The sequence below is a fragment of the Bradyrhizobium sp. Leo170 genome (genome assembly GCF_004296405.1).
Taxonomy (GTDB): Bacteria; Pseudomonadota; Alphaproteobacteria; order Rhizobiales; family Xanthobacteraceae; genus Bradyrhizobium.
The window spans coordinates 58,848-78,793 of sequence record NZ_PSRR01000002.1 but is presented as its reverse complement, the minus strand read 5'-3'; the positions used below and the strand labels follow the sequence as shown (position 1 = coordinate 78,793).

At 61.1% G+C, this 19,946-nt stretch carries 10 protein-coding genes; 2 read left to right on the top strand and 8 right to left on the bottom strand.

Features of this window, described 5'->3' with window-relative positions:
* Positions 1-69 precede the first annotated feature (69 nt).
* Positions 70-897 (bottom strand): enoyl-CoA hydratase-related protein, encoded by an 828-nt coding sequence (locus tag CWO89_RS00715; protein WP_130576757.1) that lies wholly within the window; start codon positions 895-897, stop codon positions 70-72.
* A gap of 182 nt (positions 898-1,079) precedes the next feature.
* Here CWO89_RS00715 and CWO89_RS00710 point away from each other — a divergent pair, with 182 nt between their 5' ends.
* Positions 1,080-2,105 carry an aldo/keto reductase gene (locus tag CWO89_RS00710; protein ID WP_130576756.1) on the top strand — a complete coding sequence of 342 codons (1,026 nt, stop codon included), beginning with the start codon at positions 1,080-1,082 and terminating at the stop codon, positions 2,103-2,105.
* 45 nt (positions 2,106-2,150) lie between these two features.
* Here the strand turns inward: CWO89_RS00710 and fabF are convergent, their stop codons facing one another.
* From fabF to CWO89_RS00690, 4 genes are all read right to left on the bottom strand, one after another.
* Complete coding sequence (gene fabF / locus CWO89_RS00705; RefSeq protein ID WP_130576755.1) at positions 2,151-3,413, bottom strand: beta-ketoacyl-ACP synthase II; 1,263 nt, start codon at positions 3,411-3,413, stop codon at positions 2,151-2,153.
* A gap of 166 nt (positions 3,414-3,579) precedes the next feature.
* Positions 3,580-4,815: a GTP-binding protein gene (locus CWO89_RS00700; protein WP_130576754.1), complete on the bottom strand. Its 1,236-nt coding sequence runs from the start codon at positions 4,813-4,815 to the stop codon at positions 3,580-3,582.
* A 6-nt stretch (positions 4,816-4,821) separates the two neighbouring features.
* Positions 4,822-10,071, bottom strand: coding sequence for a DUF4082 domain-containing protein (locus CWO89_RS00695; RefSeq protein ID WP_502702879.1), 5,250 nt, complete (start codon positions 10,069-10,071; stop codon positions 4,822-4,824).
* 2,272 nt (positions 10,072-12,343) lie between these two features.
* Entirely contained in the window at positions 12,344-12,712 is a 369-nt protein-coding gene (locus CWO89_RS00690) for an H-NS histone family protein (RefSeq protein ID WP_130576751.1), read from the bottom strand.
* Positions 12,713-13,455: 743 nt separating this feature from the next.
* On the opposite strand from CWO89_RS00690, the gene CWO89_RS00685 reads away from it, so the two are divergent.
* Positions 13,456-13,824 carry an H-NS histone family protein gene (locus CWO89_RS00685; protein ID WP_130576749.1) on the top strand — a complete coding sequence of 123 codons (369 nt, stop codon included), beginning with the start codon at positions 13,456-13,458 and terminating at the stop codon, positions 13,822-13,824.
* Between the two features lie 238 nt (positions 13,825-14,062).
* On the opposite strand, the gene CWO89_RS00680 is transcribed toward CWO89_RS00685, so the two are convergent.
* The 3 genes from CWO89_RS00680 to CWO89_RS00670 all read right to left on the bottom strand — a co-directional run bounded on the left by CWO89_RS00680 (position 14,063) and on the right by CWO89_RS00670 (position 19,585).
* Complete coding sequence (locus tag CWO89_RS00680) at positions 14,063-15,541, bottom strand: exopolysaccharide biosynthesis polyprenyl glycosylphosphotransferase (RefSeq protein WP_130576747.1); 1,479 nt, start codon at positions 15,539-15,541, stop codon at positions 14,063-14,065.
* A 300-nt stretch (positions 15,542-15,841) separates the two neighbouring features.
* Positions 15,842-17,170, bottom strand: coding sequence for a polysaccharide biosynthesis/export family protein (locus CWO89_RS00675; protein WP_130576745.1), 1,329 nt, complete (start codon positions 17,168-17,170; stop codon positions 15,842-15,844).
* A gap of 96 nt (positions 17,171-17,266) precedes the next feature.
* The gene (locus CWO89_RS00670) at positions 17,267-19,585 is read right to left on the bottom strand and encodes a polysaccharide biosynthesis tyrosine autokinase (protein ID WP_245475614.1); all 2,319 of its coding nucleotides are present in this window, start codon (positions 19,583-19,585) and stop codon (positions 17,267-17,269) included.
* Positions 19,586-19,946: the final 361 nt, after the last annotated feature.

Here is a 19,946-nt window from a genome sequence, read left to right as displayed (position 1 = left end):
CCGTCCACGTTCGGTGCAAGGAAGGTGGGCACGCTGCGCTTTGCCCACCCTACGGCGCCGGTGCGTCTCTTACTGGCCGTGAAATACCGGCTTGCGCTTCTCAACGAAGGCGCGCACGGCTTCGTTGTGGTCGTTCGTGCGCGCCGCGCGGACCATATGCTCGGCTTCCAAATCCATCGAGGTCAGAAGGTCGGACGCAAGGGCGTGGTCGAGATTGTCCTTGATGTAGCCAAGCGCGATCGGCGGCCCATCGGCGAGTTGCTGTGCCAGTTCCAGCGCGGTCGATCGGAGCTGATCGTCAGGGACGACGCGGTTGACCAGTCCGAACGCTTCGCAACGCCTAGCGTCGAGACGTTCCGACAGGAACATCAATTCGCGCGCGCGGGCCGTTCCCGCCAGCCGCGTCAGCAGCCAGGCGACGCCGTAATCGCCGGACAGGCCGATGCGGGCGTAGCCGGTCGCCATGATGGCGGATTCGGCTGCGATCCGGATGTCGCAGGCAAGCGCGATCGCGAGGCCTGCGCCTGCAGCAGGGCCGGGAAGGGCGGCGACGGTGGGTTTGCGGACGGCCACCAGCACGCCGGTAAGCGTGCGCTGCCTCTCCTGGAGAATAGCGACACGCTCCTCCAGCGTCCGTTCGGGCCGGGCAATGCCGCTGCCCATGCCCTTGACGTCACCGCCGGCGCAAAAGGCATTGCCCGCGCCCGTGATCAGGAGGGCGCCAATCTTGGGATCGTCGCCCAGGCTCTTGATCATGCGCCGCAAAGCCGGGGTGAGATTGTCCGAGAGCGCGTTGCGTGCCTCAGGCCGATTCAGCGTCAGGATGGCGACGCGCCCGTCGATCTGGCACAGCAATTCGCCGGTTCCGGTTTCAACCTCGGTCAGATCCTCCGACATGGCAAATGCCCTCACGATTATATTTCGATCATAATATGATAGGGCGAGCCGTGCTGCAATAGAGTGTCAAGTCACTTTGACTCCGCCATGTCATTCCATCCGCGCGCTTGCACCGGTTCCGGATTTGAATACGATCCTGCGATGCCCTTTGGATGGGCATGCACGAAGCGCGGAGAATACAGATGGAATACCGGCGCCTGGGAAAGTCAGGGTTTAGCGTGCCTGCGCTCAGCTTCGGGACCGGCACCTTCGGCGGCGTCGGTCGCTTGGCCCCGTGGGGCAATACCGATGCGACCGAAGCGCGGCGGCTGGTCGACATCTGCCTCGATGCCGGCGTGTCGATGTTCGACACCGCTGATGTCTACTCCATGGGCGAATCCGAACGCGTGCTCGGCCAGGCGATCAAGGGGCGGCGCGACAAGCTGCTGATCTCGACCAAGGCGAGCTTCCGTATCGGCGAAGGACCGAACGATATCGGCTCGTCCCGTCAGCATCTGCTTGCGGCAGTCGACGGTTCGCTGAGCCGATTGGGGACCGATTATATCGACCTGTTCCAGCTGCATGGCTTCGATGCGCTCACGCCGCCCGAAGAGGTGCTCGCAACGCTCGATGTGCTCGTGCGTTCCGGCAAGATCCGCTATGTCGGGGTCTCGAATTTTTCCGGCTGGCACCTCATGAAGGCGCTTTCGGTTGCCGACAAATACGGTTTCCCGCGCTACGTCGCCAACCAGACCTATTATTCGCTGATCGGGCGCGATTATGAGTGGGAGTTGATGCCGCTCTGCCTCGACCAGGGTCTCGGCGCGGTGGTGTGGTCGCCGCTTGGCTGGGGCAGGCTCACTGGCAAGATCCGGCGCGACCAGCCGCGGCCGGAGGTCAGCCGGTTGCCGCAGACGTCTTCCTTCGGACCGCCGGTGCCGGATGAGCACCTCTATCGCGTCGTGGATGCGATCGACGAGATCGCCAAGGAAACCGGCAAGAGCGTATCGCAGATCGCGCTGAACTGGCTGTTGCAGCGACCGACCGTCGCCACGCTGATCGTCGGCGCGCGCAACGAGGCGCAACTGCGCGAGAACCTCGGCGCGATCGGATGGGCGCTGACCAAGGAGCAGGTCGCCAAGCTCGACGAAGTCAGCAAGGTGACGCTGCCTTATCCCTATTGGCACCAACGCTCGACCTTCATCGACCGTAATCCGCCGGCGGTGTAAGACGGGTGAGCGGGGTCGCGCGTGCGACGTCACCCCGCGACATGATCACGTCCAGCGCCGCAGGATGATGCTGGCGTTGACGCCGCCGAAGCCGAACCCGTTCGAGATCGCGTGCTCGATGGCCATCGGCCTGGCTGCTCTGGCGACGAGATCGATGCCTATAGCCGCATCGTCAGGATTCTCCAGATTGAGGGTGGGCGGCGCCACCTGGTCGCGGAGAGCGAGGACGGTGAAGATCGCTTCCAAGCCTCCGGCCGCGCCGAGCAGATGTCCCGTCGCCGATTTGGTTGCGCTCACTGCGAGCTTGCCCTCGCGCCCGAACACCGACTTGATGGCTTCGATCTCGGAGTGATCGCCGGCGGGCGTCGAAGTCGAGTGCGCATTGAGGTGCTGGACCTGGCTGGGCTCAAGTCGCGCCTGACGCAAGGCGAGTTCCATGGCGCGGCGTGCGCCGTCGCCGTCCTCGGGGCCCGAGGTGATGTGGTGGGCATCCGCGGTCGTGCCATAGCCGATGATTTCGGCAATAGGCCTCGCGCCGCGCTGTAGCGCATGATCGAGTTCCTCAATGACCAGCATGCCAGCGCCTTCGCCCATCACGAAGCCGTCGCGGTCGCGATCGAAGGGGCGGGATGCGCGCTCGGGCGTTTCGTTGAAATCGGTCGACAGCGCCCGCGCCGCCGCAAAACCGCCGAGGCTCACGAGGTCGATACAGGCTTCCGCGCCGCCGCATACGGCGACATCGGCTTCACCCGACCGGATCAGGCGCGCGGCATCGCCGATCGCCTGCACGCTTGCGGCACAAGCCGTGACGGGCGCGCCGATCGGACCCTTGAAACCATAGCGGATCGAGATGTGGCCGGCCGCGAGATTGGCGAGGAACGACGGCACGGTGAACGGCGACAAGCGCCGAACGCCGCGCTGATCGGTGGTACGCACCGCTTCGACGATCGCCGGGAATCCACCGATGCCAGATGCAATGACGGTCGCCGTCCGCTCCATCGCGTGGGCATCGGCAGGCGTCCATGCAGCCTGCGCAATCGCGTCGGCCGCGGCGACCAGCGCGAACAGGATGAAACGGTCCATCTTGCGCTGGTCCTTGGGCGGTGCGCCGAGATCGGGATCGAAGCCGCCTTCGACATCATCGGCCATGGTGGGCACGATCCCCGCGACCCGCGCCGGCAGCGCGGCCGCCCATGCCGGCAGGGCACGAAGCCCCGATCGTCCGGCAAGCAGCCGCGACCATGCGAGCTCGACGCCGCAACCGAGCGGCGACACCAATCCCATTCCCGTAACGACGATGCGGCGCATCACAACAACACCCTATGCTCTTGACCCTGCGAGAACGGTCCGTTCCCAATCGGAACTTGTGTGCTCACAAATGGAAAGTCGAGTGGGCGGCGCGCAATTTCATGCTTGACTTGCGTCGCGTCCTTCGCGGTGACAGGGATGCATGTCGATCGGCAACACGCCTCCGTCAAGCGCCCGCGTGCTTCTCATGTTGAGAGGCATTCCAGGGTGGAAAGGGGTCGTCGAGGCTGCGCCAATCGTTCGGATCGAACCCATTTTCGCAAGGGGTGAGGCAGGCATCGAGCGAGGCGCGGATCTGTGCTTCATCCATGCCTGAGCCGATGAAGACGAGTTCCTGGCGGCGATCGCCCCAGTCGTCATCCCAATGGCTATTAATCTGCTCCTGAAATTGCTGATGGCTGGGCCATGCCGGCTTCGGAACGGTTGCCCACCAGAAGCCCATCGGCTCGCACCGACGCTGAATCCCGGCCACGGACAGCACACCTACCCAATCCGGACGGGTGGCAAGCCAGAAATGGCCCTTGGCGCGAATGACGCCCGGCCAGGGTTGGTCGAGAAAAGATCGGAAGCCGACGGGATCGAACGGGCGCCTCGCCCGGTACACGAAGCTTGATATTCCGTACTCGTCGGTCTCCGGCACGTGAGCGTCAGGGTTGTACAGCTCCTTGTGCCAGAGCGGATGGGTCGCAGCTCTCGCTTCATTGAAGAGACCGGTGCCAAGCAGCGCCTTGGGAGGAATCTTGCCGAAATCGGCTTCGATCTGGCGCGCATCCGGATTGAGTGCCGCAATGATCTTCCGGAGCGACGCGCGCGTCGTGTCCGCCACTTCCGAGATCTTGTTGATCACCACAACGTCGGAAAATTCGATCTGCTCAACCAGGAGATCGATAAGCGTGCGCTGATCGTTTCTGTCGCGCATCTCGCCGCGCTCGCGGAGCAGTTGACGGCTGCCATAGTCGGCGAGCATGCTCGTCGCATCCACGACCGTAACCATTGTGTCGAGCCGCGCGACATCGGAAAGCGAGACGCCGCCCTCGTCGCGAAAACAGAACGTTGCCGCGATAGGAAGCGGCTCGGCGATTCCGGTTCCTTCGATCAGCAGATAATCGAAGCGCCGTTGTTCGGCCAGTCGCCTGACCTCCAGCAGTAGATCGTCGCGGAGCGTGCAGCAGATGCAGCCGTTGCTGAGCTCGACGAGGCTCTCGGTCGTGTGCGACAGGTCGGCGCCGCCATTGCGGATGAGGCTTGCGTCGATGTTCAGTTGACTCATGTCGTTGACGATGACCGCGACCCGAAGACCGTCGCGGTTCATCAACAGATGATCGAGCAGCGTTGTCTTGCCTGCGCCGAGAAATCCGCTCAGCACGGTCACAGGCAACAAATCTCTCCCGTCCGCTCCCATGCAACCCTAGCCGACCAGTTGGGGTTGGAACACAACGTCGGCCCAGTAATTGGCGGAGTTGAACGTATTGGTCGGGAACAGACCGGTCGTGCTGTTGCCGCCATAGCCATAGACGCCGTTGCCGCCGGCGCTCGCGCTCGAGGGCGCCGTCAGCGGCCCGCTGGTGACGGGAGAACTGAAGCCGCCGCCGCTCGCCACATACGCGCCGGTGGTGTGATAGGATGCGATGTAAGTCGTGTTGGCGTTGATCGAGACGGGCGTCGGAAGCTGAACCGTCTGCCAGCCGCTCGCCGTCGTGTTGGTAAAGGTGGCAGTCGCGAGCCTGGTGCCGGTGGCGCTCCAGAGGTCGACGACATCAGGGCCGGTGTCGTTGGCGCTGCGGTAGAATTTGAGCGCAGTAATCTGGCCGGCGACCGAAGAGGTGAACTTCACCCCAAGTTCAACCTGCTGGCCGTCATTGAAATTCCCCGCTGGCGTGCTGGATGCGCTGAACAGGCTGACCGGTGCAGGCGGGGGCGTGGTGGACACGGCGATATTGAAAGTCTCGCTGGTGGCAGCGCCCGCAAGATCGGTAGCTGTCACCTTGATGCTGGCGGTGCCGACATTGGCGGCCGCCGGCGTGCCGCTGAAGCTGCGTGTGGACGCGTTGAATGAGAGCCAGGTGGGCAGGGCGGTGCCATCGGCGGACGTGGCCGCATAGGTCAGGGTGTCGCCGGCGTCGACGTCAGTGAAGGTGTTGGCGGGCAGCACCAGCGAGAACGACGAGCCGACGGTCGCGTTCTGGTTGGCGGTCTGGGTCGCGAGCACCGGTGCGTCATCAGCGCCGTGAATGGTGATGGTGAGCGTGGTGGTCGAGGTGAGGCCGGCGGTGTCACGCATGGTGTAGCTGAAGGTGTCGGTCACCGTGTTCGTCGACAGCCGCAACGCCTGCACGGCGGAATCATTCTCGTTGATGGTATAGGTGAACGTACCGTTGGCGCTGAGTACGAGGCTGCCGTGCGCGCCGGCGAGCGCGGTGCCGAGCGTGCCCGCTGTCGCACCAAAACTGACCGCGGTGACGGTCTTGGTGTCGCCGGTGTCAGGATCGGTATCGTTGGTGAGGACGTTGCCGGTGGCAGGCGAGCCGCCTGAACCGTTGGCGACGCCACCTTTCTCGGTCGCGTTGGCGACGTCAGCGACAGCCGTCGGCGCGGTGTCCGATGGGCCGCCCGACACTGCGATATTGAAGGTCTCGCTGGTGGCGGCGCCCGCAAGGTCGGTAGCTGTCACCTTGATGCTGGCGGTGCCGACATTTGCGGCCGCCGGTGTGCCGCTGAATGTGCGTGTGGATGCGTTGAACGAGAGCCAGGTGGGCAGGGCGGTGCCGTCGGCGGACGTGGCCGCATAGGTCAGGGTGTCGCCGGCGTCGACATCGGTGAAGGTGTTGGCAGGCAGCACCAGCGAGAACGACGAGCCGACGGTCGCGTTCTGGTTGGCGGTCTGGGTCGCGAGCACCGGTGCGTCATCAGCGCCGTGAATGGTGATGGTGAGCGTGGTGGCCGAGGTGAGGCCGGCGGTGTCACGCATGGTGTAGCTGAAGCTGTCGGTCACCGTGTTCGTTGACAGCCGCAACGCCTGCACGGCGGAATCATTCTCGTTGATGGTATAGGTGAACGTACCGTTGGCATTGAGCACGAGGCTGCCGTGCGCTCCGGCGAGCGCGGTGCCGAGCGTGCCCGCTGTCGCACCAAAGCTGACCGCGGTGACGGTCTTGGTGTCGCCGCTATCGGGGTCGGTGTCGTTGGTGAGGACGTTGCCGGTGGCGGGCGAGCCGCCTGAGCCGTTGGCGACGCCGCCTTTCTCAGTGGCGTCGGCGACGTCAGCGACAGCCGTCGGTGCGGTGTTCGACCCGCCACCCGATCCGGACGGAATGAACACGACATCGGCCCAGTAATTGGAGGCGTTCCAGGTACTGGTGGGGAAGATGCCGGTGGTGTTGGTGCCGCCATAGGAGTAGACGCCGTTGCCGGTGGCGATCGCCGTCAGGGGCCCGTTGGTGACGGCGCTTGTGAAGAAGTTGTTGTTCGCAACATAGGCGCCGGTGGTGTGATAGGAGGCGACGTACGTCGTGTTGGCGGTGAGGGTGACGGGCGTCGGCAGTGCAACCGTCTGCCAGCCGCTGGCCGTGGTATTGGTGAAGGTGACTGTTGCCAGATTGACGCCGGTCGCACTCCAGAGGTCGAGAACGTCAGGACCGGTGTCGGTGGCACTGCGGTAGAATCTGAGCGCGGTGATCTGACCAGCCACGGAGGTGGTGAACTTCACGCCGACTTCAAGCGCCGAGCCGTCATGGAAACTGCCGGCCGGTGTGCTCGATGCGCTGAACAGGCTCACCGGCGTTTGCCCTGGTGCAAGCACGGTGAGGCTGACATTGGCGGTAGCCGTGCCGCCGCGGCCGTCCGAAACCGTGTAGGTGAAGCTCGCGTTGCCGGTATAGCCCGCGTCGGGCGTGAAGGTGATGGTGTTGTTTTGCGGATTGCTCTGCACGTTGAGCGTGACGGTCCCGTGGCTGGCTCCGCTCACCGCGGTGATGGTCAGAGGATCACCATTGGCATCGCTGTCATTGCTGATCAGGGACGCGGCGGTAATCGTAACCGCCGTGTTTTGCGTCACGTTCGGCCCGACGTCGTTTGCCGCCACCGGCGGCACGTTGGTGTTACCCGAGGAGGGGTTGAACATGACGTCAACCCAGAAGTTCGTCGCCTGGAACGTGCTCGTCGGAAATAGGCTGGTGCTGCCGTAGGCAAAGACGCCATTGCCGCTGGCGGGCGCGGTCAGCGGTCCGTTGATCACGTCGGCGGTGAAGAAGTTGTTCGTGTTGGAATAGTGGCCGGTCTGGGTGTGATAGGAGACAGTATAGATTTGTCCAGGCGTCAACGTGATCGGAGTGGAGAAGGTCGCACTCTGCCAGCCGCTCGCCGTCTCGTTGGTGAAGGTGACGGTTGCAAGCTTGACGCCGGTGCTTGACCAGATCTCGCCGGTGTGGGTGCCTGTGTCCTGGCTGCTCTTGTAGAACCGCACGCCGGATGCGGTGCCAGCGACCGAGGTCTGAAACCTCACCCCGAGTTCGACGGCGCTCGCGTCCGTGGTGTTCACGACGGCAGGGGTTGCTAACGGTGAGAACAGCGAAACGTAATTCGGTGCCGCGACGGTAACGGTGCGGCCGGTCGAAGGCGTTTCAAGATTGATGCTGTCGTCGACCGCGCGCGAGAGGATGGTGTAGGTGCCGCTGACCTGCGGCGACCAGGAATAGGTCCAGTTCTCGTCGCCGGTGGCCGGATGCCAGGTCGCGCCATTGTCAGTCGAGACTTCGACGCTGGCGATCACGCCGCCCCCGAGATCCGCGGCCGTGCCGGAGATCGTGACAATGGTTCCTGCAGTAACGGATCCGAGCGGGGTGATCGTGGAGGTCGGCGGCGTGTGGTCTGTCGAGGCGGTGGCAGCGACGAGCCCCGATTGAAGCGTGCCCGGCTGAACGCCCATGTCGGCGAGCGTGTTGACCATCGCCTGTTGCGCGCGCGAATCGGTCGGCGTCGACTGCAGGTCGTGATTGTCGCTCAAGGCCCAGGGCCAAAAGACGGTCCCGGCACCGAAGACCAACGCGCCGCTCGCAGCACGATAGAGCGTGAGGCTGTGCGTCGAGATGCCATTGCCGGTCGTGTTGCCGTAATCGAGCAGATAGCTGCTCACCGGCAGGGTCGTCGAGGAGAGCCGCACCAGGCCCGCGGGATCAAACCCGTTGTCAACCGCGTCGTCCCACTCATAGCCGAGATAGTTCTGGACCAGCGACGCGGTCTGACCGGGCTGCAGATTGGCAATACTGGTGTTGCGCCAGAAGCGCAAATTGGCGTCGTCGTACGGGATTTGGATCGACTGCAGGTTGGTACCGACGTCATCGACGTCGAAAAGCTGTCCGGTGAGCGAGTTCTCCGGATTGCCGCCGCCGATCGCCGGCGGGCTGAAACGCGGGTCGCGGAAAGTGCCTGTCCATTGGTCGGTGGGATCGATCGAGGCGTTCGCCCATGTCTCCTTGTAGGAAATCAACGTGCGATAAGCGCTCGCGTCGCTGCTGATGCTGTTGCCCCAGCGGGTGCGCCAGTAAACTTCGTTGCCGCTCCAGAACATCAGGTTGACGCCGGCATCGCGCGCGGCCTCGACATTGGTACGCTGCTGACCTGACCAGTATTCGTCGTGGCCGGCATCGACATAGGCTTTATGGTTGAGCAGCAGACTGCCGAAACGATCGGCGTCAACTCCCGCCATGTAGGAGACATCGTAACCGTTCTGCTCCAGCCAGTAGATGCCTGCGTATTCGGCGCCGAACAGATAATCCTGCGGCCCGGCAAACGTCCCCACGCCACCCCGTGTGTCGATCGGGCGATTGTAGCTTACCGCGTAGGCGCGGCCGGCGCCTTGGCCCGTCGCAGGCCCGTTGCCGCCGTAGAAATTGGCTCCGCCCCATCCATTGTAAGCCTGCCAGGTCTCGTCAGAGGTTTGGAATACGACATCGCTGTGGCTGCTGTCGTCCCGCACGATGAAGGGGATTTGATTCTCGCCAGACGTTCCATCCAGCCGCGTGAGCTTTGCGATATAGACGCCCGACACGGCATCCGCGGGAACGTCCCAACTCGCCGAGACGGACCAGTTGCCGGCGTCGACCAGTCCCGTCGTATTGTCCCGCAAGGGCGCGGGCTGATTCTGCAAGCCGGTATGATCTATCGTCCCGACCTTTCGGGCACCCATGCCTCCATAATATCCGAGGCGGTAGATATCGATCCTGTAGTGCGTCGAATTGGTATTGATCTTGAAGCTGACCGTCGTGCCGTGATTGACGCTGATGTCCGTGGCGAAGCCCTCGATGTTCGAGTCGCCCGCGCCGTCGATGCCCCACTCGCTTTCGGGATTTCCTTGCTTTTGATTTTCGAGGACGATCGGGTTGGTTGATGTCGCAGCAGCCGTGGCGTTCGTTGTGGCAGCAGCCGTGGTGGTCGTTGTCGCGGCGGCCGCTCGGAGGCCGGGTGATGCCGCCGGCGCGACTTGCGGCGTGGCGGTTATGACCGAGCCGCCCAGAATCCCGATCTGGCCGGTCATTGTGGTGCCGCTGGCGGTCTCTCCGCCGCCAGGGAGCTGCGTCCAGTTCGCCACTGGTGCCACATCCTGCGTCGACATGGCGGCGCTTGTGGAACTGCCGATGAGTCCGGCCTTGTCGGTCGGCACGAAATCGGCTCCGGATCCCCCGCTATGCACCATCTGACCAGCCAACTGCGTCCCGTTGGTGTTGCCCTGACTCATCGCCTGGGTTGGGCAATTGATGTAGCCGCACGAACCGCAGCAAAGCGGTGCACTAGCCGGGGTGGCCACTGCGGGGGTCGTGGGGAGCATGGATCCGGTGATACCCGCGGCAACGGCCGGCGAAGGGGTGCCGCCGAGGATCACGACGGGATTTGACGTTGCGGCTTCAGCCGTCGCGGAGACAGAGGTGGGGCTTGTTGCCGCCGACGCAGCGAGTTCGGCCTTCGCCGCTCCAAGGGACAGAGGCGCTATGAGCGCATGGGCGTTCGCCGACGTTTCCGGCGACCGCAGCGCTGCCAAAGACAAGAACCAGTTTTCGTCTCCCGCAATGGATGCTTCGGTTTCCGGTTTCTTCCCGCGCGGGAGGACGCGTTGCCAATTCTGCAATCCGAGAGCGACACGGCTCCAACCAGAAGCTTCCTCAAAAGCCTTCGTCATATCTGTGTCCTCGAGAAAGAGGGGGAATAAGCCTGAAAAAACCGATCGAGGGGGCAGCCGTCGAGATCGGAAAGGCCTCGGAGCGGCGGCTTCAATGTCAGGGGACCGAGCGCCATCGCGGTACCGCGCGGCCGTGCCGATGGGGATCGTGGGACCGCGACAGGGCGCGTGGCGGCTCGAGAGCTCATGCTTCTCGACACGGCACCCGGCCGTGACTGCAGGCTCGTCTTTGCAGTGGTTGCCGCGACCATGGCACTTTCCCGCTAGCCCCAACGCGATAGGTCGGCTATGAAATTAAATAAGGTATTTAATATTATTTTACCCATTAGTCGAGCGGTAAATTTGCCGCAAAAAATCACAATTAAATCAACGTGTATAACGACGTATCCTCAACCTGAGCGGTGTGCGTGTAATACACAAATGCGTTATCCACTCCTATTTTGCGCTGGATTAAATTCGTGAGGGTCCTGCATCATCGAGAATGTTTGGATGCGGACCGATCCATAATTAAATGCTTAATAATAAATTAGACGAAGAAAAATAAATAATATAATAATCCCGGTCTGGGCCTCGAGCCCTCGGGGACGCACAACGCGAACGCGCGGCTTCCCAGCCAAGTTCTGCTTATTGAATTTTGCTGATCCGATTTCAGAGAGATTTAGACCGGGAGCCGTCGATGGATCGTCATGCCGAGTTCAAGCTAGTTTGCGACAATTGCAACTCACTGAGCATTCGGATTGACCTTGCTGAGGGGGCTCCGTCCTCGACCCCGATCCGGTGTGGCCATTGCGATGCGCCCCGGGGCACGTTGGGTAACCTTCGACGCCTTGCCAGCAAATGTGATTCGCTCAAGTCCGACCTGGACAAGGCGTTCTTTCCAGCGAGACGTACCCCTGACGCGCTTGAAGGCGGTGACCTGCGATAGGGTCCGGAGGCGCATTTCCCATCGTTGCCGTCTGTGGGGCTTTCCGGCCAACGGTCATACGTCGTCCGGCTCGCCCGCGTATGAGCCGAGCGTTCCCCCACCGCAACACTCGCGCGGCGAATTCGTCGCTTCCACGCGGGGTGCATTCAGCGGGCGACGAAACCAGTCACTGTTCTCGGGATGGTCGCGCCGCCGGATAGACTGGCAGGAGCGCACTGCAGCATCGGCGCTATACTTTTATCCGCGAGCGAGAGTCGACTATTGCAAGCCAGCCACACAGAGATCTCGCTCGCATATGCGGGAAGTGTTTAGTTCGATTTGAGAAAAGAGGTAAGGACGCTTCGCGTCGCGCCCGATTTAAGTTGCTTCGTTTCGTGGCTCGATTTAAACTATTTAAAGCGGACGCGAGTTAGTCTTTCGTCCGGCCGTCGAATTTCCGGGCGGAAGTTTGCGAGACATGCGATGAATTTTCATGCGTAAAATTGTCGCAGGCGGGATGAACCATCATCGATGATCGCCGACTAACGAAAGTGACGATTGCCGACCACCGGTCATTTGTTTGGGTGAGGGGGTCAATAATGAGAAATATTTATAAGTCGAGTGATTGCGTCCTTTGGGATTCCCTTAACGCGATCAAGCAGGCGCAAATTCAGCTTCATCTTTTAAATGGTGAGGGAGCCAACCCAACCGTCATTGCCTCCCGAATTCAACTCTGCGACGTTCTTCTGGGTGAGATTTCGGGCATCCGTACCAGTCTCGCCAGACATCTCGAGTATACACGCGGCGCGGCGCCTGTTCAGTTGCACAGCTAAGATATCTCGGCGAACGACGCGCTCAGGAGCGGTGAGCGTTGTCGTCCGTCGCCTTCTCGCTGTTCTCGATCCTGAACTCCTCCAGCTTGCGCCCGGACTGCAGCGCGGCGACGAGCCATCGGGGTTGCTTGCCGCGACCGGACCAGGTTTCGGTTGGCTCCATCGGGTTGCAGTATTTCGGCGGCACCCGTGGATATCTGCGGCGCGGCCGTTCGGCGCCCGGCTCGGAACCTGCATTATCCTGCATCGGCTCGGGCGGATTAAGTTGAGCCAGGCGTTTCTCCAGCTCGAGCTTCTCGGCCGTGATTCTCTCCGACAAAATCTTCGTGATCTCTTCGTGGAGAAGCCAAAGCTCGTCGAAAGTCATAGTCTCTAAATCGGATTTGCGCATCGTGCTCTCGCGACCAATTTGAGCCTGAGCGGAGGCAATTTCTCTACAAAACACACTCTCTGCTCAGGCGATAAAAAGCGCTGAGCGCCGACGTGAATGGAAGACATTATATGTGACATAAATATTATATCCAATGATTTATTTAATGCTTGATAATTCGTTTTTTATTGGCAAGCTATAGCGGAATTTCAGACGATCTACGGAGTTTAAATAAATAAATAATTGTGCGGAAATGTGGTTTAAGTTGGTATTGTAAGGGTTTGAGAAATGGACCGTATTGAGCTTCCCCTCTGCCATCTTCATGAGACCGTCAGTCGCTTTGTCGTCCCCTCCGCCGCCCTGCGGGACATTCGCGCCTTGCAGGCCCAGATCGAGCTTCGACGTCTCGCCCTGAGGGATATCGAGGTAATTCGCTGCCGGCTACGGCCGCTCATGCGGCGGAGAAGCAAGCGCGTTATCCCGAGCCTGCGTAAGAGGGATGGGAGGCGATTGCGCCAGGCGCCGGCATTCCGCGCCAGGGGCCTGCGCGAGTCCTGCGCCGTGTAGCCTCTTCAAATTTGGTAACATATCTTATTGCGAGTTCCCTTGGGCTGTTGCAGCTTCTGGAATAGGCTGTGGGTACATAAATGTATGCACGGCGGATTTATCCAGAACTTGCCGGGGAACTTTTTGGTATTCCCCTTGATTAATAATGAACGAGGCCATATGACAGCCGATTATTAAGGCGGAACTGCGGGACGACCATGTCGGCGAAAGAAATCGAACTAAAGTCCATGTCTTTAGATGATCTCTGGTCACTTCATGAAGAGATCAGCGCGATATTGTCGGCCCGGATCGAAGCGGAAAAGCGCGAACTTGAGAAGCGGCTGGCGGTTCTTAGCAGGGGTGTGAGTGGCGCGCGTGAGTCGGACGATGCGCGCGCGCTCCAGGGCGGGAAGCCGCGGCGGAAGTATCCGAGAGTACTGCCGAAATACCGTAATCCGAAGACTTCCGAGACCTGGTCGGGCCGTGGCAAGCTGCCTCGGTGGCTTGTCGCCGCGATGAAATCAGGAAAGAAAATCGAAGAGTTTCGGATCAGCGAGAGCGGTTCGAAGGGCCGGCAGCGCGCCTGATCCTCGACGAAGTCCAGGATCGCAAATCCTCGATATCTGGTCGACGGACGACAGCTTGGACAGCATGCGAGCCATGCCATCCGGGCTTAACCGTCTTGCGTTCGTTCATTGGTGCCCCATTGCCGAGGGCGGCTTCGATCCGACCCCTGGAGCGTTTCCGGGCGACGTGGATACCTGCTGGTGTGAAGGAAAAACGCGCCAACAGCGTCGGTTCTGATGCGATCAGAACCGAATACGGTCAAAAGGCGTTGCGCGCGCGCAATACTTCCATTGGGGTCCGGAGCAGAATTGCGAGATCCAGTCGTAGACTCCAGTTGTCGATGTACCACAGGTCGAATTCGACCCGTTGCTCGATCAGGGTCCTCGTGGGCGTCGGGCCGCGGCAACCATGGATCTGAGCCCAGCCGGTGAGCCCGGGCTTGACCCGCCGGCGGAACGCGTAGTGCTGGACCGCCTCGTCGAATTGACTGTCGTGCGCCATCGCATGCGGTCGCGGTCCGATCAGGGACATGCTCCCTTCCAGGACATTCAGGAGCTGCGGCAGCTCGTCTATGCTCGTCCTGCGCAGCCACTTGCCAATCCGGGTCACGCGACTGTCGGCGGGCCCGGCTTGGGTGATCGAGGGTCCGTTCTCCAGCACACGCATGGTGCGAAACTTGTAGATCGCAAAGCTCCGGCTGTTGAAGCCGCAGCGTTGCTGCCTGAAAAGGACGGGGCCTGACGAGTCCAGCTTGATGATGACGGCAACGAGCGCCAGCAGCGGCGCCAACATGATCAGGCAAATCCCAGCGCCGATCAGATCAATGCTTCGCTTGGCGGCGCATTCAATTGGGGTGAGAGGCCCGCGCTGCACCTCGACGCCTATGGCGCTTCCGAGATCCCGGGTCGGTCGCGCGAACATCTCCGATGCAGCCCCGACCGGAACGAAGACGACCGGAAACGGCAACACTCTTAGCTCGGCCACGAACTCGCGCAACTCGCACCATCGGTTCGGATCTGCTTCCACAATGATCTGTTCAATGTCGAAGCCGCGTGCATGCCGGACGACAAGGCCGCTAAGTCGCCTGCGGTAGCTTGAACTGGCGCCGGGCCGAGGCAGGCTGAAATGTCCAGCCAAGCGAAATCCCAGTGCCGTGAGCGCCTCCGCCAACCCGGTGTCCTGCGATCGCGCCTGGTCCGTGATCAACACCACATTGCCGCCGGAAAATTTCCGGTCGTTGAGGCCCTTCGAGAGCAGGGCTCTCATGACGCCCCGATGTCCGATCAGCATCGCCAGGCCGACGACGGCAAAGGCGATGCCGGCGCCGCGGGAGAGTTCTGCGCCAATGTTGAAGGCGCCGACCGCTCCGCTGAGCAGAACGAACACGAATATCCAGGAGAGGCAAACGGCGTGGACTTGACGGCGAAATGCGAGCAACTCAGGTGGCCTGTACATGCCTCGCATCTTCAGCAGGGAAACGTAGAGCGCCGCGACGACGATTGCGGAGCCTACGGCCTTGCTGACATCGGCTGCAGTCGCGCCGGCATACAGCCGGTAAAGCAGTGTGGAAAGAATGCCGGCGATCAGGATGATCGCGACGTCGCTGCAGGTCGCGAACAACTCAATGGAGCGATAGCGGATCGGCCATTTTCGTTCTGACTTCAGCGGTGGACTGAAGCTACGAGCGGCAAACTCGCCGTGGACGTCCGCTGCAATGTTGCGGCTTATGAAATTCATGGCTTGCTGAAATGATCAAGGGTGGCCCGTCTTAACCATTATTTAATGTATAATAAACTATTAAATAGAGCAACGATTAATTGCAAAATTAAATGAATTAAATGCGACGCTCGTTCTGGGCCCGCGCGTCGCTGGAGCGGCTCCTGTAGCCGCCGGGCGCACATCCGGGTGCATTGGGCGGCACGCGATAGCGCTTCTCGCTGCCCACGTGGAGCGGCGCGGTAGCGGCGTAATGGACGCATGATCTCCTCCCGGAGATCATGCCGTGCCGGCAGCGTCGCCGGGCATAAGCCCGCCGAATCACCGAGTGATCGCTGGTGTAATTGTGACCGATGGTGAAGTAATTGGCGTCGGTGTCGTGATCACCGTGCTTGTTCCGCCCGCGGTGGCGGCCTTGAGTGCGTAGCCGTTGGTCGCGTAGATGATCGGGTCGTTTGCCGTGGCCAGGACCGTTCGCACGAAATTCAGGAACTTGGTGGTTTCGACCGTGGCAGAGTTGGACGTGTAGATGACGTCCTTGTTCCGCATTTCAAAGGTTTGAGCGAGGAAATAACCCGAAGGATCGCGGAAATTGATCAGATAAACTATAGGAATGATCGGACCCTTAAAGGGCCTGCAATCGACGCCCATTTCCTTGGCCACCTCGCGCGTCTCGCCCCGATACAGGAAGACCGACGACGGATCAGCCAATCCATCGTTCATGCCGCCCTGCTTGCCTACCGCCTCGGCTAGCGAGATGCGCCACGCATCGAACTTGAATTGCCCCTGCAGGCCGGACGCACCGAACGCGACGAAGGTCTGCGGTTGGCTGTAGAGATAGATGACGTCGTTCGGCAACACGTAGATGTTGTTGGAAGGCTCGTACATCAATGCGCCGAACGGGACGCTAGCCCGGTGTCCCTTGCGCTCGAGCGAGACCCACATGTCATAGCCTTGCGTCGCAGGTCCGCCGGCGCGCGCGATGGTGTCGATGATGCGCTCGGCGGACGGACTCGCACGAAAGCGGCCGGCGTTGCGCACGTCGCCAAGCACGCTGACCAAGGACGTGTTCTGCTCGGCCAGAGCCACGACGACCTGCGGCTCGAGGGCTCGGCCCTTGAGCTTATCCGTGACCTCGTCACGGATCTCCGATGGGGTGCGGCCCAGCGCCCGGATCGTGCCCGCGTACGGAACGGCAATATATCCCTTCTCGTCCACCGCCTGGTTTGGAACCGTAACGAAGTTGCCGGCGCGGACGCCGGCGTCCGATGTAAACAGGCCGCCGGCTGCGGATTCGAATATCGTGATGCTCACCGTGTCGCCCACGCCGAAGCGGAACGCCTTCGCCGGCGCCCTGTCGGCAAAGGCCGAGGACAGCCTTGGCGTATAGCGGCCGAGGACTTCGACAACCTCGGGCGTCAGCTTGACCAGGGCGTAGGGGAGGGTGGCAGGCTCAAGCCCTTCCGACGCCGATCGGACATCCGTCGCCAGCGGGCCGGATCCAGGCGTGATAATGCACCCGGCACAAGATAGCGCCAGGAGGCCAGCAACGATCCTCCCACATGTTTGCAGCGCAATAATGGTGATTATCCCCAAGTCGTCCCAGTAGGGGTAAGGTACATTAATACGCGATTCAGGCCAGCGAATCATCGCGTTAATCTGAAATGCAACCGGTGCTTGTTGCCGATATGCAACATGGCGGGGAGGGGCGGGGGCGCCCGATCCCCGACAGGTATCGAATCCGCTTCAGTTGGAGACGGTCAGCCCGTAGCGGATATAATGATCGTCGCGATAGTAGTCGCTGCGGTGCGTGTCGTAGCGAGACATCGCCTTAATGTCGGTCTTGTTGAGAACCGCTCCGATGAGGCACTCGTGGATATTGGGGGCGGTGTGCAGCGCATGCTTGACGACGTCGACCTTCGTCTGTCCCCATTCCACCACCAGGACGAAGCAGTCGATGAAGCTTGTCGTCGAACGCACATCGACCAGGGGGGTCAGTGGCGGAAGATCGACGATGACGTAGTCATACGTCGATCTTAGCTGATCGAACAGCTTGCGCATCGAATCCGCCGCCAGCATCTCGCTGGTGTGAAGCACCGGTGTCCGGCTGATGGCGGGCAGGAATGCCAGATTGGTTTTCGGATCGCGCCAGATCGTCTCCTCGATCTGCTTCCCCTGGGTGACGACGTCTACGATGCCTGTAGTGGCGTTCGCGGCGAGGCTGGCGGAAAGCGATGGGTTTCGGAGGTCGCAATCGACGACGATGACGCTCTTGCCGCTATGGGCGATGAGCTGGGCGAGCGAGGCTGCGACCGTTGTCTTACCCTCATTGGGCAAGGCCGAGGTGATGCCAATCACCTGATTGGAGGCTTTGCTGGGATTGAGGTCTATAGCGAGTTTGATGGCGCGGATCGACTCAGCGTACCGAGATAATGGCTTGCCGATGATGGTCCTGTGAAATGTCGAACCGGTGGAAATCTTTCGCTGCCGCATGTCATGATCGGAGTTCCATGACGCTGCCTTTGCTGTCGACGACCGCTTTTCGGCCCGCAATGCCGGCACCAGCGACAGGCACGGTAATCCCAGCGTGGTTTCGATCTGCGAGGACGTACGGAAGACGCGATCCATCATTTCCCTGAACAGGCCGAGCCCCAAGCCCAGCCCAAGGCCGCCGAATAGACCCATCATCATGATGACTGATCCCTTCGGTTTGCTCTTGCTCTGCGGCGGCACCGCGGGATACATCACCCGCGCTTCCGCGATAGGAAAACCTTCTTGCTGCGCCGAGCCCACATAGCGCTGCAGGAACGTATCGTGCAGGCTGCGCAAGCTTTTCGCCTTGCTTTCCAATTCGCGTATTGTGATCTCGGCCAGGTTTGTCGTGCGCGACTGCTCCACAGCCTCCGCCATTCGCTTCTCAATCTCCTGCTGCCGTTGCTTGGCGACCTCTAATTCGCTCCGGCTCGTCTCCGCATACCGCTTGACCTCGTCGAGGATCGACCCGCGAAGCTCGCGCATCCGATTTCGTAAGTTTACCACCGCGGCGTGGTCGCGGCCAAAACGTGGCGCCCACTCGGCGACGCGCCGTTCGAGCTCTAGATATTGCTGGCGAAGATTGGTGATGATGGGGCTGTTAAGTGCATCCGCGCCCCCTGCATCCAAATTGCCGATCGATGGCGAGTTCGCCGGGTTGGCTTCCAGAATTGCCTCGTAGCGGTTCAACTTCGCCAACGCCTCGGACGTTTGCGCGCGCGCGGCGACCAGTCGGCCGTTGAGGTCCGAGACCTGCTGCTCGTCGATCGGCCTTCCCCCGGAGGAAATGACGTTGTTCTTGGACTTGTAGGCACTGACCGCGCGTTCAGCAACGAGGGCCTGCTCTCCGAGCTCCTGTAGCCTCTGCTGCATCCATTCCCTTGCCCGCCGATTTGTCTCCTGCCTCGCTTTTTCCTGATCGGCAAGATAGACGCTCGCGATCGCGTTGGCGATCTCGGCCGCTCGTACTGGGTCGCTCGAACTGTAGCCGATCTCGATCAGATCGCTGAAGCTGATCCGGTTTACTGAGACGCGGCCCTGAAACGCACTGATGAGGCCATCCTGCGGCTCGCTCGGCGGAGGCGGTTGCAGATCCTGCGGCGGAGACAATCCAAATACAGCACGAACTCGCTGAAACACAGACGGCAATGACCGCGGCGATGGCTTGAAATCGGGGTCGTCGGCAAGGTTGAACTGAGTGATGATCTGGACTGCCAGCCCTCTCGATTTGAGGACCTCTACCTGAGTTTCGAACAGACTGCGGTCGAAGGCCGGCTCAGCCAAGATCGATTGTTGCCGGATGAATTGCGCCTTGGCACTATTCTCGAGCATGACCTGGACCAGGGCGGTATAGGTCGGCGGCGTGATCCGCAGATAGATCAGGCACGCGGCCATGCCGAGTACGGTTGCAAGAATGATCACGACGTACTGACGTCGCAGGAATGCAAGAGCGGTATTAATGAGTTCGCCGATCCCTCCGCTCTCGGCCACATCGTTGTAGGCGGGTGCGCGAAGCCTGTCGGGTTGCAGCATGTTGCTCTGGAGCATTCGGTGTTCGCCTCCGCCACCTGTGAATCCCGCCGTGCCGCCGCCAGCGTAAGTTTTGGCATGGCCCGCCGAATGCCGGGCGCCGTGCTGCCCTGCACTTAATAAATATACCGGAAAATGTGGTTTGTTCAAATTAAATGTAAGATGGTTAATTTGCGGATGCTGAATGTGGCCGTTCGCGGGTATTTTTCGCGGCTATTTAATGTGTGGGACGTTTGAGTAATCTCCGCAAGCATCTCCGCAAAATCGCGGAGAGCGGGAGGTTCGTCCGTGGCCGCCATAAGCGAATTAAGGCTTACTCTGTAGTAAAATCTTCATTCAGCCAGGAAACAGGCTTGTTCGTGAA

Excerpts from the sequence above, each read along its gene's own strand:
- CWO89_RS00710 (WP_130576756.1), top strand. The coding sequence starts at position 1,080 with ATGGAATACCGGCGCCTGGGAAAGTCAGGGTTTAGCGTGCCTGCGCTC.
- CWO89_RS00680 (WP_130576747.1), bottom strand. The coding sequence starts at position 15,541 with ATGAATTTCATAAGCCGCAACATTGCAGCGGACGTCCACGGCGAGTTT.
- CWO89_RS00690 (WP_130576751.1), bottom strand. The coding sequence starts at position 12,712 with ATGCGCAAATCCGATTTAGAGACTATGACTTTCGACGAGCTTTGGCTT.
- CWO89_RS00675 (WP_130576745.1), bottom strand. The coding sequence starts at position 17,170 with ATGATTCGCTGGCCTGAATCGCGTATTAATGTACCTTACCCCTACTGG.
- CWO89_RS00670 (WP_245475614.1), bottom strand. The coding sequence starts at position 19,585 with ATGCTGCAACCCGACAGGCTTCGCGCACCCGCCTACAACGATGTGGCC.
- fabF (WP_130576755.1), bottom strand. The coding sequence starts at position 3,413 with ATGCGCCGCATCGTCGTTACGGGAATGGGATTGGTGTCGCCGCTCGGT.
- CWO89_RS00685 (WP_130576749.1), top strand. The coding sequence starts at position 13,456 with ATGTCGGCGAAAGAAATCGAACTAAAGTCCATGTCTTTAGATGATCTC.
- CWO89_RS00715 (WP_130576757.1), bottom strand. The coding sequence starts at position 897 with ATGTCGGAGGATCTGACCGAGGTTGAAACCGGAACCGGCGAATTGCTG.
- CWO89_RS00700 (WP_130576754.1), bottom strand. The coding sequence starts at position 4,815 with ATGGGAGCGGACGGGAGAGATTTGTTGCCTGTGACCGTGCTGAGCGGA.